We start from the raw sequence: 15,448 nt of genomic DNA, 5'->3' as shown, positions 1-15,448 counted from the left end.
TTTTTTAGGTTAATCTGACTGCATTTTGGTCGGGTAAAATTTGAATACCGTAAACGGCAATTTTTTCTTTTTTATAATTAATATATATTGGAATACTGCGTCCATGAATATTTTTTACTAAGCTGTTGAATTTGCTTTTTGTTAATGGCTTTTTGCCGGGAAAAAATAGGCAAGCCGTACTTGTAATCTTTACTTTTGCCAACGGAACATTTCTTTGATTAATAGTTAAATAGAAGTTGGTTTGATTGTTTAAGTCATTAGTTAATTGCAAAAAATCTGTTAATCTCATTTTTTATTTTTCCTATACAAATTAAAAATGTTATACTATAAGATATTATTTTTAGTGAAGGTGGCTTAACTAATTGAAAAAATTAAAGCATAAAAAGTTGTGGCTTTCATCAATTGTTATTATTTTATTAGTATGCTTAATATTTACCGGGGCAGGTTACTATTTCTTTAGAGTGGCCTGTGTTCCTGGTAAAAAGAGTTTTTTAAGTTCTTCAAGTAAGGTTCTCAAAAAATCTGATCCCCTTTACCATGAAAAAAAGTGGTTTAAAGGTACTGCTAAACAAAAATGGCATATTGAATCAGCTGATGAAAAATTTAAATTAGAAGCAAACTTCATTCCTTATAAAAATTCGCATAAAACTGCTGTAGTTTTACCGGGATATATGGATACTAAAGAGGACATGGGAGAATATGATGCCTTGTTTCACGAATTAGGCTTCAATACTCTAACTCCAGATCCAAGAGCACAGGGTCAAAGCGAAGGGCATTATATTGGCTATGGCTGGCCGGAAAAAGACGATGTGAAAAAGTGGATTTCATACTTGTTACAAACAAAGGGTAACCAGCAGCAGATTGTAGTTTATGGGTTAAGCATGGGTGCGGCTACTGCCATGATGACTAGTGGGTTAAAATTGCCTCACCAAGTTAAAGCGTTTATTGAAGATTGCGGTTATACCAGTGTTAAAGACGAAATCGAACACGAAGCAGGGGTTCTGTACAATATGCCTGCCTTTCCTCGCTTTCCTTTAGTTGAAATTCTGAGCGGCATTAATAAAATCAAAGTTGGCTATTTTATGGGTGATGCGTCCAGCGTGCAGCAATTACATAAAAATCACAGGCCAATGCTTTTTATTCACGGTAGTCAGGACAATTTTGTTCCAACCAAGATGGTCTACCCTAATTATAAAGCTACCAGAGGGTCAAAGGAAATATGGGTTGCTCCCAAAGCTAAACATGCCAAGTCTTTTGCAAAGCATCCCCAAGAATACAAAAGACGTGTTGCAGCATTTTTAGCTAAATATGTCAGGTAGGTCGTGCATTATATTTGCTAGCGCTTACATAAGTCTGATATTATAGAATTGTGGTTAAGGTTGACAAAATTTCTATCTCCATAATATGTTTGTTATTGAATCTTTAAAAACAAGTTTATCGCGAAAAAATTCGATTTTTGTATGTTTATATCTGTGAAATTTTTCATCTAAACTGAAAAGTTTTTAATCTACACCTGACCCACAAAAATATAGTTGCCACAGCAAGTGACAACTATTTTTTACCTTAAAGTTAATTTAACAACGCATTCACACCTTGGGGTTTGAGGCAACATATCTACATTCTCAATTAGTCTGACATTATATGCTTCGCTTAGAAGAACTAAGTCCTGTGCCAAAGTAGAGGGGTTGCAAGAAATGTATACAAAAGTTTTAGGTTTTACTCTTAGTATGGTTTTGATTAAGCTTTTTGCCAGTCCCGTTCGCGGTGGGTCAACAATCAAAGCATCAATGGGCATACCATTTTGGACTAATTCTGGTAAAATCTTTTCCACGCTTCCCTGAATGTAATTAGCATTTTTAATATGATTCAGTTCTACGTTATGATTAGCATCTTCGACTGCTTCGGGGATAGTTTCAATGCCAATAACTTGTTTAATCTGATCAGCGGCTAAGATTCCGAGTGTACCTACGCCGCTATATGCATCTATTAGAGTTTCAGTTGGTGTTAAATCTAAAAATTTCAGTGCTTTTGAATATAACGTAATAGTTTGAACTGGGTTTAATTGGAAAAATGCTTGCGGTGATAATGCAAACTTTTTGCCCAAAATTTCATCAGTTATCTGATTTTTTCCAGCCAGCCTAACTGTTTTGTTCCCCCAAACCTGGGGGTTACGCCAGTCAGTTTCATTTTGATAGACGCTGACCACGTCTGGCAGGCGCATAACTTGTTCTGCAAGCTGCTCTAAATTTTTGATGTTACGGCCAATTGTAATTAAAGTTACTTGTATTTCATGAGTAGCATATGCTTGCCGCACCACAATTGTTTTTAAACCGTCAAAATGGCGGTAGGGGTCGGCAATTTTAACGTGCAATTTTTCTACTAAGCTTTTGGTTTTGCGTTCAGTATCTTGAGTGGCCTGGCTTTGCGTTGGCATAGCAGGTAAATCAAACAGCTCGTGTGAGTTAGGTGCAAAAAGGCCCAAACTGGTCCGTCCATGAGACTGTTCAATTTGGTATTGCGCTTTATTACGATAATGCCATTCCTCTGGAGCCGCAATGGTTTTCTTAACTTTATACTTACTGTATCCCCGGGGATGAAATTTTTTCAAAGCTTCAAGGACGTTGTCCCGTTTAAATTCAAGTTGCTTAGGGTAAGCTAAATGAGCCAGTTCCAGCCCACCTATTGCCGGATTAACTTTAGCCGGGAATGCTACTCTGTCTGGACTTTTTTCTTTAATGCGGACTAATTCTGCCTCAATGTAACGGGGATATTCTTTGATAATTTTGGCAACGACCACTTCTGCGGGCAAGGCACCTGGAATGAAAATGATTTTTTTGCGGTAATAGCCGATTCCTTCGCCATTAATGCCCAGTCTTTTAATTGTAATAATAATATCCTTGTCTTTTGGTTTATTTTGATTAAATTTCTTGTACATAGTTTTCTTTCTACAATAAAATAGTAAATGTTAACAATTTATTGTACTCCCAGAAAAAAGAATTTAGCAAGATTAACCAAAATTTGCTAGCTTGGAGTTAAGCACTAGAAAGGTGAAATTGTTATGCCAATTATTACTAAAGTAAGTAGTCAAAAAAGACCCGGACGATTTAATATTTTTTTAGATGGTAAGTATTCTTTTTCCGCTGCTGAGCAAACTGTGGCTGAATTTATGCTTTTAAAAGGCCAAGAACTGACTGAAGAACAAATTGCTGAAATTAAGCAATTTGATCAAGATGCCAAGGCTACCAATATTGCATCTAATTATTTAAGTTATGAACCTAGAACTGTTTATGAAGTTTTACAATATCTTAATAAACATGGTATTGATAATGACTCCGCGCAAGCAGCAGTCAGTCAACTGACAGAAATGGGCTTTTTAGACGATGCCAAATATGCCCAATTACTGGTTAGACAAAATTTGCGCATTGGTACTGATGGTCCACTTAGTATCAGCAATAAGTTGAGGCAGAAGGGCATTGCTCCGGAAATAATTGACAATACTTTAGCTAAAATAGCTGATGATGATTGGTTTAAGCCGGGTGAGAAAGTCCTTAAATCTATGAAAAGTAAAGTGGGCAAATTGGCACGACGCGAGCTTGAACGTAAAATGACAGCCAAGTTATTAAGTCATGGCTTTTCTAGTGCTCTTGCCAGTGAAATAATTGCTCAAATTAATTTATCGCAAAATGACGAAGATCAAATAGCAGCATTAAAAAAACAGGGGATCAAAGCCTATAAGCGGTTTCGCCGTTTGCCAGAAAATCAGAGACAGCAAAAAATACGCAACTATTTATTTAATCACGGCTTTACCACTAGCGAAATTGATGCTTTTCTAGCTGGTGAGATTATTCCCTTAGCTGAATTAGCTGAATATTAGGAGATTTTATGAAAAAACTACAGAAAAAAGTAACTTTTGTTGGACGCCCTTTTCCGGACCAATTAATGGATGAACAGAAAACTTTCACCGAATCAAATATGGCAATGGAACAAGACCAGACTTTTCTGAATTTTATTGCCCAGAATAATTTGAATAATACTCGCAGTAGTTTGGTGGTTTTTGGTCCTGAAAATTTTATGTATTGGTATGGCGTAATTGTACTAAACGAGGTTGAAGTTCCTAAAGGACTGATGAAATTTGTTTTGTCTGAAGCCCAAGTGGCAATTAAAGAAAAAGAAAAGCAAAATATTTCCTTTTTTAGTCAGCCATTAAATATCGTTATATCGCAGTTTTTAGCTGCAGTTGCTGACGAAGGAATTAAAATTTACCAAAATCCCGGCGATAGTTTAACACCTTATATTGTGCAAACCTTAAATTTTGATACAAAAAAACTGACCCAAGAATTATATCTTGATGACAGTTATTAATAATCAATGTTGTTTGGGATCAATTGATAGGTTGTCGTATTCAACATATGCACCCAGACAAGTTGATAAGAGCATAATCAGCATCACAATTCCCACTGATTTACCCACTATTTGATCTAGGGTTAAAAATTCACGCACGACAAAAGTGGCTGCAAAACAAAGAATAAAATCTAAGATTACATTGGCAACTTGTAGAAAATAGCGCCGTCTAATACTGAAAAAGCGCAGTAACTGCTTTAATAAGCCGTCGTCTATTTCAACCGCTAATAAATCTACTGGTCTTTGAATTGTAGCTTTAATGGCAGACATAATTAAAGCACCAACTATAGCGCCAATAGTGGTACGGAAAAGATCAGCTGAATGCAAAACAAGAGCATCGTAGCCAATACCAATAATGGTCAGACTGCACAGATAAGGAATTAACAGTAAGAATGTAAAAACAAGTATGACATGACTTTTTTTCATGGGGTAACCTCATTTCTTACGTGCTATTCTAACATATTGTGTGCGTACATGATATAATGTTGGTATTTAATACGTTATTTTAAGAAAGAGAGCACACAAATGGCTAGCGACCCCGACAAGGGGAATTTATTTGAGCGTTTCAAAAATAAATTTTCCCCTACAAATGATGAAGAAACAAGAGAGCACTTAATTACAGAAATTGCTAATTTACACGAGCAAAAAAAGCTTAGTGACAATGAATTTACAATGTTAAATGCAGTTTTGGATTTTCAGGGACGGATGGTACGTGAGGTAATGGTGCCGCGAATTGATGCTTTCATGGTAGATTGCCAGGAAAGTTTGCAGGACCATCTTAAAGAAATACTGCGTGAACCATATTCCAGAATACCGGTTTATCGACGTGATAAAGACAAAATAGTAGGCATTATTCATATTCGAACTGTCTTGCGTAAGGCGTGGGAAAAAGGCTTTGATAATATTACTTATGATGATGTCATGAATCCGCCACTTTTTTCACCAGAAACAACGGAGCTCAGAGAGCTTTTAGTAGAAATGCAACAAACTCAGCAGCAATTGGCTATTTTAACTGATGAATATGGTGGAGTTGTCGGTCTTGCAACCATTGAGGATATAATTGAAGAAATAGTGGGTAATATTGATGACGAAGTAGATCAAACCGAAGTTTTGGTTCACCAGATTGCCCCTAACAAATATGTGATATATGGTAAAATGCCTCTTGATGAATTTAACGAGCAATTCGGCACTGATCTGGAAATGGAAGATGTAGATACTATTGCCGGCTATATGATTACGAAGTTAGGCATAATACCAGCAAAAGGTGAAAAGTTATCTGTTAAATTAGATAATGGCATGGTGTTGACTACTAGAAGAATGATGCGTTCCAGATTAATGACGGTTTTGTTGACTGTGCCAGAAGAAAAACCTAAGAAGAAGGAAGAACAAAATACTTAATGAGTAACGAACTGTTGAATAAAGTAAATAAGAGAAGAACATTTGCTATAATATCGCACCCTGATGCCGGAAAAACTACGATTACGGAGCAAATGCTTCTTTTTGGTGGTGTAATTCGCAGCGCGGGAACGGTTAAGGCCCGTAAAAGTGGTCATTATGCTACTAGTGACTGGATGGAAATTGAAAAGCAACGTGGTATTTCTGTAACTAGTTCAGTTATGCAGTTTGAGTATCAGGGAAAAAGAATTAATATTCTTGATACCCCAGGGCACGAAGACTTTTCGGAAGATACTTATCGGACCTTGATGGCAGTTGACTCAGCAGTCATGGTTATTGATTCGGCTAAAGGTATTGAACCGCAAACCAAAAAATTATTTAAGGTGGTTAAGCAAAGAGGAATTCCGATCTTTACTTTCATGAATAAGTTAGATCGTGACGGCAGACCGCCACTTGATTTGATTGCTGAACTTGAGGACCTGTTAGGTATCGAAGGTGTAGCCATGAATTGGCCGATTGGTTCTGGTCAAACGTTGGAAGGTTTATATGATATTGTTAACAATCAGATTGAAATGTATCACAAGGATGGATCTGACCGCTTTTTGCCTTTAGATAAAGACGGTAAACTGCCAGCTAGTGAACCATTTAGTCAGAATCCCCAATTTCAAGATACATTAGGAGAAATTGACTTAATTAAAGAAGCTGGAAATCAATTTGATTTGCAAAAAATTGCTCGAGGCGATCAGACTCCAGTATTCTTCGGCTCTGCTCTGACTAATTTTGGTGTTGAAACTTTTTTGCAGAGTTTTGTCAAAATGGCTCCTGCACCAGCCGGTCATAAAGTTAATGGCACTGAAGACTTAGCTCCTGATAATGAAGATTTTTCCGGTTTTGTGTTTAAAATTCAAGCTAATATGAATCCTCATCACCGGGACCGGATTGCCTTTGTGCGTATTGGCAGCGGTGAGTTTAAAAAAGGACTAGATGTAACTTTGGCTCGCACTGGCAAGCCAATTCGTCTCAATAATGCTACCGAATTTATGTCTAGTGAAAGAATGCAGGTTTCCGATGCTGTAGCAGGAGATATTGTTGGTTTGTATGATACTGGTAATTTTCAAATAGGTGACAGTATTTATGCCGGTAAACATAAAGTGGTTTATCCGCCACTGCCTGAATTTACTCCTGAACTTTTCGTACGAGTTACTGCTAAGAATGTTATGAAACAGAAATCATTTCATAAGGGTATGGTTCAATTAGTTCAAGAAGGTGCAATTCAGTTATACCAGAATTATCAGACTGATGAGTATATCTTAGGTGCTGTTGGGCAACTGCAATTCGAGGTCTTTAAATTCAGAATGAAAAATGAATATAATTCTGATGTTGAAATGACTAATATTGGTCACAGAGTAGCCCGCTGGATTAATCCTGAGCAACTTGATCCGGCTATGGCTAACAGTCGAAATTTACTAGTAAAAGACCGTTATGGTCAACCGCTGTTCTTGTTTGAAAATCAATTTGCGGAGCGCTTTTTCAAAGATAAATACCCAGATGTTAAACTGACTGAAAAATTGTAAACAAAAAACTGGCTTTAAGCCAGTTTTTTTATTTGTCAATATGGATTTCAATTACATGTTGACTTTTATCAAATGTCAACATATATGAAGGATTTTTTTCTTTAATAAGTCGCTCAATAACGAAGTCCGTTTCATCTTTACGAACACGTCGATTGTGATTTTCCAAGACAATTCCGATTGCTTTATCACTTTCGGTGTAGATAACGGACGTATTGCCTAGAGAGTAAACTTTGACATAATTTACGTTGGTCGTATTTAATTGACTATGAACTAGGTCTTTATAACTATTGGTTACATCTATTAAATGCATGGATTTCACCCGTTTCTTCTAGTAGTTCTTTTTTTAATTTAAGTATACAACTAAAATAAACTTTTTTCTTTAATAAAAAGCATGATTATTATATTTTGCAATAATCATGCTTAAGAAAAAATGACGTCTTTAATTATTAGTTGTGTCATTTGCTGAACTAATAGTGTTCTCATCTTCACTGATAACAATCTTATCTTCAGAAACACTTGCTAGCAAATTCTTTACTGCAGGATGATCAAGCTTATAGTCAGCTACTTTATCTTCAATTTCTTCCTGAATGGTTCTACGCAATGGTCTTGCGCCCATTTCAGGACTATATCCTTCATCAACTAATTTCTTTTTAGCATCCTCGGTAACGTTAATATGCATTCCTTGGTTTTTAACCATGCTGTTTACATCGTCAAGCATCAAATTAACAATTTTTACTAAGTCATCCTTAGTCAGTTCGTTGAATTCAATCACATCATCCAACCGGTTTAAAAATTCTGGCTTGAAGAATTGACTCATTGAATTTCTGGCAGAATCTGGTTGGTCTGCAGAATTTTCAGCTGCAAAACCAACACTGGTGTTCTTAATGCCTTGACCAGCATTAGAGGTCATGATAATAATCGTATCCTTGAATGATACAGTTCTACCTTGAGAATCAGTTAAGCGACCATCATCTAAAATCTGTAAGAAAAGATTCATAACAGCTGGATCAGCTTTTTCAATTTCGTCAAGTAAAATCAAACTGTATGGATGACGTCTAACTCGTTCTGTTAGTTGCCCGGCTTCTTCATAGCCGACGTAACCAGGTGCTGAACCAATTAACTTGGAAACAGAATATGATTCCATATATTCTGACATATCGAAGCGAATTAAGGCATTTTCTGAACCAAACATTTGCCGAGCTAACTGCTTAGCTAATTCGGTTTTACCTACACCAGTCGGTCCCACAAAGAGGAAGGAACCGATAGGTCTGCCGGATTTATTAAAGCCAATACGGTTACGCCGAATTGCACGAGCTAGTTTATCGACTGCCTTATCTTGACCAATAACGTGTGCCTTAAGATTTGGTGCCAAGTTTTGTAACTGGTTTTCTTCTTGCTTTTGTAAATCACCAACGGGGATGCCGGTTTTTTCTTCAACAATCTTATTCATGATCTTGCTGGTAATAATAGGAGATTTGTCCGGATCAACCTTTTGATCCTTCATCTTGTTATATTTTTCGATTTGGTCGCGGTAATATGCAGCTTTTTCATAATCTTCATTCTTTAGGGATTCTTGTTTTAATTTCTGGGCCGCATCAATCCGTTCCTTCATTTTTTCCTTGTCGACGTAAGGAATTGTCAAGTTCATTCTTGAACCTGCTTCATCTAACAAGTCAATGGCTTTGTCAGGTAAAAAGCGATCTTGAATGTAACGTTCCGATAATTCTGCTGCCGCCTTGATGGCATCGTCAGTATAATGAACATGATGATAGTCTTCGTAGCGCTTTTGAATACCCTTTAAAATGCGGATTGTTTCTGCAACAGAAGGCTCTTTGACGTCAACAGGCTGGAATCTTCTTGCTAAAGCAGAGTCTTTCTCAATTTCCCGGTATTCTTTTAATGTGGTAGCACCAACAAGTTGCAAGTCACCACGAGCAAGAGCAGGTTTAATGATGTTACCTGCATCCATTCCGCCTTCGGCATTACCTGCACCAACGATTTCATGAATCTCGTCAATAAAGAGGATAATATCATCATGGCCTTGAACTTCTTTAAGCAGTTGCTGCATGCGCTGTTCAAATTGACCACGAATACCTGTACCTTGAACTAGAGAAACAACATTTAGTGATATTATTCTTTTATCTTGCAGCTTGGCAGGTACTGAGCCATCGACAATTTGCTGAGCTAAGCCTTCGACCACGGCAGTTTTACCAACACCGGCTTCACCGATTAGGACAGGGTTGTTCTTGGTTCTGCGATTCAGAATTTCAATGACACGCGCAATTTCTTTATCGCGTCCAATAACTGGGTCGATTTTACCTTTTCTGGCTAGAGCAGTAAGATCGGTTCCATACTGATCAAGAAGTGAGCGTCCGCCCCCAGCACCATTGTTGCCGTTATTGACGTTTCCTGGATTCCCATTGCCCATTCTGGGATCACCTGGATTTCCCGCATTGCCGTTATAATTAAACAGGTCGCTGAAATCACCAAAGAAGTCGTTATTATCATTGTTCATATTAATATTTCCTTGTTGTTTAAGTTGTTGATAACATTGTCCACACAAATTAATTTCACGACTTTGTCCGTTAACCTTTGCAAAAAGATGAATGGAAGCTGGTCGTTTTTGACAGTTTTGACAAAGCAATTGTATTACCGCCTTTCATATCAGTTTACTAAATTATATAATTAGCACTCGCAATAATCAAGTGCTAAAACTTGAATCTTATTATTTGTAAGTAACGTTAATATGATAAAATATAAGTGCATGATCAGTTGATTGCATAAACAAAATTGATTAAAAAGTGGTGATAGTTTTTGGATTATCAAAAAATTCTTGTGCAATTAGCAAATGGTGAACTCGATCATTATGAAGTTGAGCCAAAAAATGCTTTTGAATTTCAAGCAGCATTAAGGTCCTTTGAAAAAAGGCAAAATATTACAGGGAAAGCATTGCGAGGTGGTAAAATAATTTATTCAAAATCGAAATCTGAAGTTTAATGATGTAAACTGTTACATTTATGTTGTCTAATTCACAAAAAAATGATAGTCTAAGTAGGCGAATAGGTATTTATTACCGGTTTGATTTTTTGAATTCAAAGGAGATATATATAATGGAAAAACGCGATTTTCATGTTGTTGCAGAAACAGGTATTCATGCTCGTCCAGCTACATTGCTAGTACAAGCTGCTTCTAAATTTGGTTCAGATATCAATTTGGAATACAATGGTAAGTCAGTTAATTTAAAGTCAATTATGGGCGTTATGTCGCTTGGTGTTGGCAAAAATGCTGATGTTACTATCAGTGCTAGTGGTGACGACGAAAAAGATGCAATTAACGCTATTTCAGAGACTATGAAAAAAGAGGGCTTAGCTGAATAATGACCAAGACATTAAAAGGAATTGCTGCTAGTGATGGTATTGCTGTAGCACCAGCTTATCTCTTGGTTGAACCTGATCTTTCATTTTCAAAATTCACAGTTAGCGACGTTGAAAGTGAATTAGCACGCTATAAGAAAGCAATTTCAGTATCGATTGCTGAAGTTGAAAAAATTCGTGATAGTGCAAAGAAGAGTTTAGGTGAAGACGAAGCTCAAGTCTTTGAAGCTCACCTTATGATCTTGAACGATCCTGAATTTACTGGTGCCATTGAAAACGAAATCAAGGAACAAAAAGTAAACAGTGAAGCTGCACTTGACGAAACTGCACAAAAGTTTATCAGTATTTTTGAAGGAATGACTGATAACACCTATATGCAGCAACGTGCTGCTGATGTGCGTGATGTTTCTAAGAGAATTATGGCTCACTTGCTGGGTAAGGAACTACCAAACCCAGCTTCAATTGACCATGAAGTTATTGTGGTTGCTCATGATTTAACTCCTAGTGACACTGCCCAACTTAATAAAAAATTTGTTAAGGGCTTTGTTACTGATATTGGCGGAAGAACAGCGCACTCTGCTATTATGGCACGCTCACTTGAATTGCCAGCAGTTGTAGGTACTGATTCAATTACCAAGGATGTTGAAAATGGCGATACGATTGCTGTTGACGGTCTAAGCGGTGATGTAGTTGTTAAACCTGCTGACAGTCAAGTTGCTGAATATAAACAAAAGAGTTCTGACTTTTTGAAGCAAAAAGCTGAATGGGAAAAATTAAAGAACGAGCCTTCAGTTACTGCAGACGATAAAAAGTTTACAATTGCTGCTAATATTGGTACACCAAATGATATGAAGGGTGTAAACGATAATGGTGCTGAAGCCGTTGGTCTTTACAGAACCGAATTCTTATATATGGATTCAAAGGACTTCCCAACTGAGGATGAACAATTTGAAGCCTATAAGGAAGTCATTGAAGGTATGCATGGTAAGCAGGTAATTATCAGAACCATGGATATTGGTGGTGACAAGCACCTTGATTATTGGGATTTACCAGAAGAAATGAACCCATTTTTGGGTGTGCGTGCCATTAGACTTTCACTTCAAAATGAACAGATTTTCCGTACGCAGCTTCGAGCCTTGTTGCGTGCATCAGCTTATGGCAAGTTGGGCATTATGTTCCCAATGATTGGTACACTGAATGAGTTGCGCAAGGCTAAAGCAATTTTGGGTGAAGAAAAAGAGCAGTTAGTTAAAAAGGGCGTTAAGATTGGTTCAAACTTAGAAGTGGGAATGATGATTGAAGTTCCGGCCGCTGCAGTTTTAGCTGATCAATTTGCTAAAGAAGTTGATTTCTTCTCAATTGGTACTAATGACTTAATTCAGTATACAATGGCTGCTGATAGAGGCAATGATAATGTTTCTTACCTTTACCAACCGGCAAACCCATCAGTTTTACGTTTAATTAAGCATACGATTGATGCAGCACATGAAAACAACATTTGGTGTGGCATGTGTGGTGAAGCTGCTGGAGACAGTACCATGTTTCCAATTTTGCTTTCAATGGGCTTGGATGAGTACTCAATGAGTGCTACTTCAATTTTGCGTATTAGAAGCTTGATGAAGAAACTTAATACTGCAGATATTAAGGAATTAGCCAACAAAGCTTGTTATGTTTCAGAAACTGCTGAAGAAAATGAGAAATTGGTTAAAGACTTAATGAAGAAAGTAAATAACTAATAATAATAAAAAAGGATACATTAGCAAAAAATTATGTATTCTTTTTTAATTTCTTTATTTTTTCTTGATAAAAAGTTCACAGAATATTCACGTTTAAAAGATACTATGATAATATGATTAGTTGAAAAAACTACTTACAAAAAAGAAGTAGTATGATATAATTATATAGATACTAATTAAGGGAGCGTGAAATATATGGTGAATTTATATATCTCTCCAAGCTGTACATCTTGTCGTAAAGCGAAGGCCTGGTTAAAGAAGCATGACATTCCTTTTAAGGAAAGAAATATTTTTTCTGAACCGTTAACAAAAGATGAACTGTTGCAAATTTTGCGCATGACTGAAAATGGTACCGAAGAAATTATTTCAACTCGTTCAAGAGCATTTCAACAACTTAAAGTTAATCTGGATGACATGTCAATTGATCAATTGCTTGATCTAGTAGAAAAGAATCCAAGTTTGTTAAGACGTCCTATCATTATGGATGATCGTCGTTTACAGGTTGGGTATAATGAAGATGAGATTAGGCGCTTTTTACCTAGAAAGGTACGCCGTCTCGAACTTGAAGAAATGCAAAAGATAGCTGACTTATAAATTCAGGCAAGTTTAAAATAAAAGCGTTAGTTTTTAAACTAACGCTTTTATTTTATGAGTAAAGTACGCTACAATAGAACAAAATATCTGATGGAGGTGAGAACTCATGCAAGTAGATCATATAAACAAAAATACGATTCGCGTGAAAATAGGTAAACAAGAATTAGCAAATCGTGGTCTTAAAGTTTTGGATTTACTGGGTGATAAAAATAAAATCCAGCATTTCTTTTATTCAATTTTAGATGAAATTGATATGGATCATTCTTTTAGTCAAGATGCACCTGTTACTTTTCAAGTAATGCCTAATAATGGTGGGCTTGATTTACTCATCACTAAAGTTACGGCCAAAGATCGGAATAACTTGGCTCAGTTATTTGATAATGATTTTACTGACAACAATAAAAAGAAGAATGATGCCCGTAAGTCTTTTCTCGATTTAGAACCTGAGGAAGATGAAAACGATAAAGACGAATCAACTGGTTCTACAATTTCTGGTCACCCCAAGGTGAAGAAAGAGTTTTGGAAACTGCAAAAAAAGCAGCCATATAGTTTTAATGACCTTAATCAGGTAGTTGAACTGGCAGATAGTCTTCAAGCAGACGATTTGGCTTCCAGTCTTTATTTTGAACGTGGCAAATTTTACTTAGAGTTAATTTTTACTGATCAAGATTACTTGGAAATAAAGCCGGCGGATGCATGGGCAATTGCAAATGAATATGGTATTAAAGTTAAAGCTAGTGAAATGGCTCGTGTGCGCATTAATGGCAAATGCTTGATAGCTCATGAAGCTTTAGAGAAGCTGCAAGACTATTTTAGTAACATTAATTAAAATGTCGGATGGCAAAATTAAAGGGGCAGGGAAAATCCTGCCCCTTTTGCGTACTTACTAATAGGTGATGATTATGTACGCGGCATTGTTGAATAATGTTTTAGTTTTAGCTGTAGCAGAAGCTCGGATAAGTGAAAATGAAAAGAATAAAGAAAGGCATTATTTTTGCCCTCAGTGTTATCGAGAAGTCCAGCTAATAAATAATAGTAAAACACCTTATTTTAAGCATATACCAAGTGAAGTTAATTTAAGTGGAGAAAATAAAGAACATGCACAAAGTAAAAGCTTATTGGCCACAGCTTTAAGAGCAGCCAATTTTAACGCACAGATGGAAGTTCAATTAGCTAGTGGTCGATTACGCGCTGATATCTTAGCAAGCCCAAATTTAGCATTTGAAATTCAATGTGCTCCTCTCAACAAATCTGAATTTCGTCATCGTCATCTTTTATATAAGCAAATAGGCGTAAAAGATATCTGGATAGTGGGAAGGAGACATTTTTTAGGACAATACATCAAAAAATCGCAACTTATCTTTTTTCGAAGGAATAAACCGTGGCATGATTATTATTTGGAAATTAATCCTGCTAAGCTAGTTATCAGTTTAAAATATAACGTTTTACTTGAGCCACTGACTAATAAAATCCATTGGCAGAAACAGAATTTTACTATAAATGCCAGGGGACTAAAAAAGCTGTGGCACTTTAGGCCAGCTTTGCGGAAATATTATATTGATTCCATAAAACAAAAACAATATCTAAAAATACAGCTTATGCAAAAAAGTCTCAATGGCATGAAGATTGCAACCAATTTATATAGAAGGCGGCAAACTATTGATGATTTGCCGCCTTGGGTATTTAGCAATTTTCGTAAAATCAATTCTCCTGATAATGCAAGTAAGTTTTTAGATCAGACGTAAGTGCTTAGCAGGATAATAATCTTTGTCTTCCTTTGCAATACAACCAGTATTTTTAAAAAGTCGAATTAACTTATCGTGAGCCAAAATCCCTTCAAGCATTACTCCACTGTAATTGCCGCTTTCATTAAAAATAATAGTTGTAGGAATGTTACAAACATTAAACTTATGGGCAAGTTCCTTATCTTGGCGAATGGAATTGTCTACATAAGGAGAAATTCTGCGATCAGTAATACGGTCAAAATTCAAATTTAAATTTTGAGCAACTTTTCTCGGTAATTGTTCAGAATATTTATTAAAATCACCGCTAATGGCTTGTTGTAAAGCAACTAGATAGGCTCGTGCCTTTTTATTGCCATATTCGAACTTAATTGCATGGTAATTTCGTAAAGCTTGAAATGAAGCGATTGTATACTGCGGGATATCTATTATTCTTTGGCCGTTCTTTTTTCTTCTAATAATATCTTCTTTAATAACTTTTGAATTTATGATAGGAACGAAGTTAAAAGAAGAGTTGATATTAAGCTCGGCAATTGCATCTTGAATTAAAACTTCTGTGTTATAGCAGTAAATGCCAACGGGATTGACAAAGAGAAAAATTTCGAACATGATCAGGCTCCTCCAATACTGAT

17 protein-coding genes are annotated in these 15,448 nt (G+C 36.3%); 11 read left to right on the top strand and 6 right to left on the bottom strand.

All coding sequences use genetic code 11. The features are described 5' to 3' along the window. Positions 1–4: 4 nt before the first annotated feature. The gene (locus tag Q0K80_RS04145; protein WP_294603521.1) at positions 5–289 is read right to left on the bottom strand and encodes a hypothetical protein; all 285 of its coding nucleotides are present in this window, start codon (positions 287–289) and stop codon (positions 5–7) included. Between the two features lie 73 nt (positions 290–362). Here Q0K80_RS04145 and Q0K80_RS04140 point away from each other — a divergent pair, with 73 nt between their 5' ends. Continuing rightward, entirely contained in the window at positions 363–1,319 is a 957-nt protein-coding gene (locus Q0K80_RS04140; RefSeq protein WP_294603519.1) for an alpha/beta hydrolase, read from the top strand. A 239-nt stretch (positions 1,320–1,558) separates the two neighbouring features. On the opposite strand, the gene rlmD is transcribed toward Q0K80_RS04140, so the two are convergent. Next, positions 1,559–2,935, bottom strand: coding sequence for a 23S rRNA (uracil(1939)-C(5))-methyltransferase RlmD (rlmD, locus tag Q0K80_RS04135; RefSeq protein WP_294603516.1), 1,377 nt, complete (start codon positions 2,933–2,935; stop codon positions 1,559–1,561). 123 nt (positions 2,936–3,058) lie between these two features. Here rlmD and recX point away from each other — a divergent pair, with 123 nt between their 5' ends. Next, positions 3,059–3,874 (top strand): recombination regulator RecX, encoded by an 816-nt coding sequence (recX, locus tag Q0K80_RS04130; RefSeq protein WP_294603513.1) that lies wholly within the window; start codon positions 3,059–3,061, stop codon positions 3,872–3,874. Between the two features lie 8 nt (positions 3,875–3,882). Beyond that, complete coding sequence (locus Q0K80_RS04125; protein WP_294603512.1) at positions 3,883–4,362, top strand: hypothetical protein; 480 nt, start codon at positions 3,883–3,885, stop codon at positions 4,360–4,362. A 3-nt stretch (positions 4,363–4,365) separates the two neighbouring features. Here the strand turns inward: Q0K80_RS04125 and Q0K80_RS04120 are convergent, their stop codons facing one another. Further along, complete coding sequence (locus tag Q0K80_RS04120) at positions 4,366–4,827, bottom strand: hypothetical protein (protein WP_294603510.1); 462 nt, start codon at positions 4,825–4,827, stop codon at positions 4,366–4,368. Positions 4,828–4,926: 99 nt separating this feature from the next. Between Q0K80_RS04120 and Q0K80_RS04115 the strand changes: the two genes are divergently transcribed. Together Q0K80_RS04115 and Q0K80_RS04110 are read left to right on the top strand one after the other, a co-directional pair. Continuing rightward, positions 4,927–5,799, top strand: coding sequence for a hemolysin family protein (locus tag Q0K80_RS04115; protein ID WP_294603509.1), 873 nt, complete (start codon positions 4,927–4,929; stop codon positions 5,797–5,799). Then, on the top strand, positions 5,799–7,370 hold the full coding sequence (locus tag Q0K80_RS04110) for a peptide chain release factor 3 (protein ID WP_294603508.1): 1,572 nt from the start codon (positions 5,799–5,801) through the stop codon (positions 7,368–7,370). Before Q0K80_RS04115 ends, Q0K80_RS04110 begins: the two co-directional genes overlap by 1 nt. A 28-nt stretch (positions 7,371–7,398) precedes the next feature. Here Q0K80_RS04110 and Q0K80_RS04105 read toward each other — a convergent pair whose 3' ends face one another. Then, positions 7,399–7,680 (bottom strand): DUF1827 family protein, encoded by a 282-nt coding sequence (locus Q0K80_RS04105; protein ID WP_294603506.1) that lies wholly within the window; start codon positions 7,678–7,680, stop codon positions 7,399–7,401. 129 nt (positions 7,681–7,809) lie between these two features. Then, the gene (locus Q0K80_RS04100; RefSeq protein WP_294603505.1) at positions 7,810–10,014 is read right to left on the bottom strand and encodes an ATP-dependent Clp protease ATP-binding subunit; all 2,205 of its coding nucleotides are present in this window, start codon (positions 10,012–10,014) and stop codon (positions 7,810–7,812) included. Positions 10,015–10,184: 170 nt separating this feature from the next. Here Q0K80_RS04100 and Q0K80_RS04095 point away from each other — a divergent pair, with 170 nt between their 5' ends. The 6 genes from Q0K80_RS04095 to Q0K80_RS04070 all read left to right on the top strand — a co-directional run bounded on the left by Q0K80_RS04095 (position 10,185) and on the right by Q0K80_RS04070 (position 14,819). Continuing rightward, the gene (locus Q0K80_RS04095) at positions 10,185–10,367 is read left to right on the top strand and encodes a hypothetical protein (protein WP_181413642.1); all 183 of its coding nucleotides are present in this window, start codon (positions 10,185–10,187) and stop codon (positions 10,365–10,367) included. Between the two features lie 113 nt (positions 10,368–10,480). Next, positions 10,481–10,747 carry a phosphocarrier protein HPr gene (locus Q0K80_RS04090; RefSeq protein ID WP_046324573.1) on the top strand — a complete coding sequence of 89 codons (267 nt, stop codon included), beginning with the start codon at positions 10,481–10,483 and terminating at the stop codon, positions 10,745–10,747. Further along, positions 10,747–12,480 (top strand): phosphoenolpyruvate--protein phosphotransferase, encoded by a 1,734-nt coding sequence (gene ptsP, locus Q0K80_RS04085; RefSeq protein WP_294603501.1) that lies wholly within the window; start codon positions 10,747–10,749, stop codon positions 12,478–12,480. Before Q0K80_RS04090 ends, ptsP begins: the two co-directional genes overlap by 1 nt. A gap of 195 nt (positions 12,481–12,675) precedes the next feature. Then, positions 12,676–13,074 (top strand): transcriptional regulator SpxA, encoded by a 399-nt coding sequence (spxA, locus tag Q0K80_RS04080; RefSeq protein ID WP_046324575.1) that lies wholly within the window; start codon positions 12,676–12,678, stop codon positions 13,072–13,074. Positions 13,075–13,180: 106 nt separating this feature from the next. Continuing rightward, positions 13,181–13,903, top strand: coding sequence for an adaptor protein MecA (locus Q0K80_RS04075; protein ID WP_294603498.1), 723 nt, complete (start codon positions 13,181–13,183; stop codon positions 13,901–13,903). A gap of 73 nt (positions 13,904–13,976) precedes the next feature. Continuing rightward, positions 13,977–14,819 (top strand): competence protein CoiA family protein, encoded by an 843-nt coding sequence (locus tag Q0K80_RS04070; protein WP_294603496.1) that lies wholly within the window; start codon positions 13,977–13,979, stop codon positions 14,817–14,819. Here Q0K80_RS04070 and Q0K80_RS04065 read toward each other — a convergent pair. Further along, on the bottom strand, positions 14,805–15,425 hold the full coding sequence (locus Q0K80_RS04065; protein ID WP_294603494.1) for a DsbA family protein: 621 nt from the start codon (positions 15,423–15,425) through the stop codon (positions 14,805–14,807). The genes Q0K80_RS04070 and Q0K80_RS04065 overlap by 15 nt on opposite strands. Positions 15,426–15,448: the final 23 nt, after the last annotated feature.

It is taken from the genome of uncultured Lactobacillus sp., assembly GCF_945290125.1.
Classification (GTDB): domain Bacteria; phylum Bacillota; class Bacilli; order Lactobacillales; family Lactobacillaceae; genus Lactobacillus; species Lactobacillus rizhaonensis.
This window is presented reverse-complemented; position numbering and strand designations above follow the sequence as displayed.

What these genes read in the sequence shown, in the direction of transcription:
- ptsP (WP_294603501.1), top strand. Translation starts at nt 10,747, where the DNA reads ATGACCAAGACATTAAAAGGAATTGCTGCTAGTGATGGTATTGCTGTA.
- Q0K80_RS04120 (WP_294603510.1), bottom strand. Translation starts at nt 4,827, where the DNA reads ATGAAAAAAAGTCATGTCATACTTGTTTTTACATTCTTACTGTTAATT.
- Q0K80_RS04070 (WP_294603496.1), top strand. Translation starts at nt 13,977, where the DNA reads ATGTACGCGGCATTGTTGAATAATGTTTTAGTTTTAGCTGTAGCAGAA.
- rlmD (WP_294603516.1), bottom strand. Translation starts at nt 2,935, where the DNA reads ATGTACAAGAAATTTAATCAAAATAAACCAAAAGACAAGGATATTATT.
- Q0K80_RS04125 (WP_294603512.1), top strand. Translation starts at nt 3,883, where the DNA reads ATGAAAAAACTACAGAAAAAAGTAACTTTTGTTGGACGCCCTTTTCCG.
- recX (WP_294603513.1), top strand. Translation starts at nt 3,059, where the DNA reads ATGCCAATTATTACTAAAGTAAGTAGTCAAAAAAGACCCGGACGATTT.
- spxA (WP_046324575.1), top strand. Translation starts at nt 12,676, where the DNA reads ATGGTGAATTTATATATCTCTCCAAGCTGTACATCTTGTCGTAAAGCG.
- Q0K80_RS04090 (WP_046324573.1), top strand. Translation starts at nt 10,481, where the DNA reads ATGGAAAAACGCGATTTTCATGTTGTTGCAGAAACAGGTATTCATGCT.
- Q0K80_RS04115 (WP_294603509.1), top strand. Translation starts at nt 4,927, where the DNA reads ATGGCTAGCGACCCCGACAAGGGGAATTTATTTGAGCGTTTCAAAAAT.
- Q0K80_RS04075 (WP_294603498.1), top strand. Translation starts at nt 13,181, where the DNA reads ATGCAAGTAGATCATATAAACAAAAATACGATTCGCGTGAAAATAGGT.
- Q0K80_RS04145 (WP_294603521.1), bottom strand. Translation starts at nt 289, where the DNA reads ATGAGATTAACAGATTTTTTGCAATTAACTAATGACTTAAACAATCAA.
- Q0K80_RS04110 (WP_294603508.1), top strand. Translation starts at nt 5,799, where the DNA reads ATGAGTAACGAACTGTTGAATAAAGTAAATAAGAGAAGAACATTTGCT.
- Q0K80_RS04105 (WP_294603506.1), bottom strand. Translation starts at nt 7,680, where the DNA reads ATGCATTTAATAGATGTAACCAATAGTTATAAAGACCTAGTTCATAGT.
- Q0K80_RS04065 (WP_294603494.1), bottom strand. Translation starts at nt 15,425, where the DNA reads ATGTTCGAAATTTTTCTCTTTGTCAATCCCGTTGGCATTTACTGCTAT.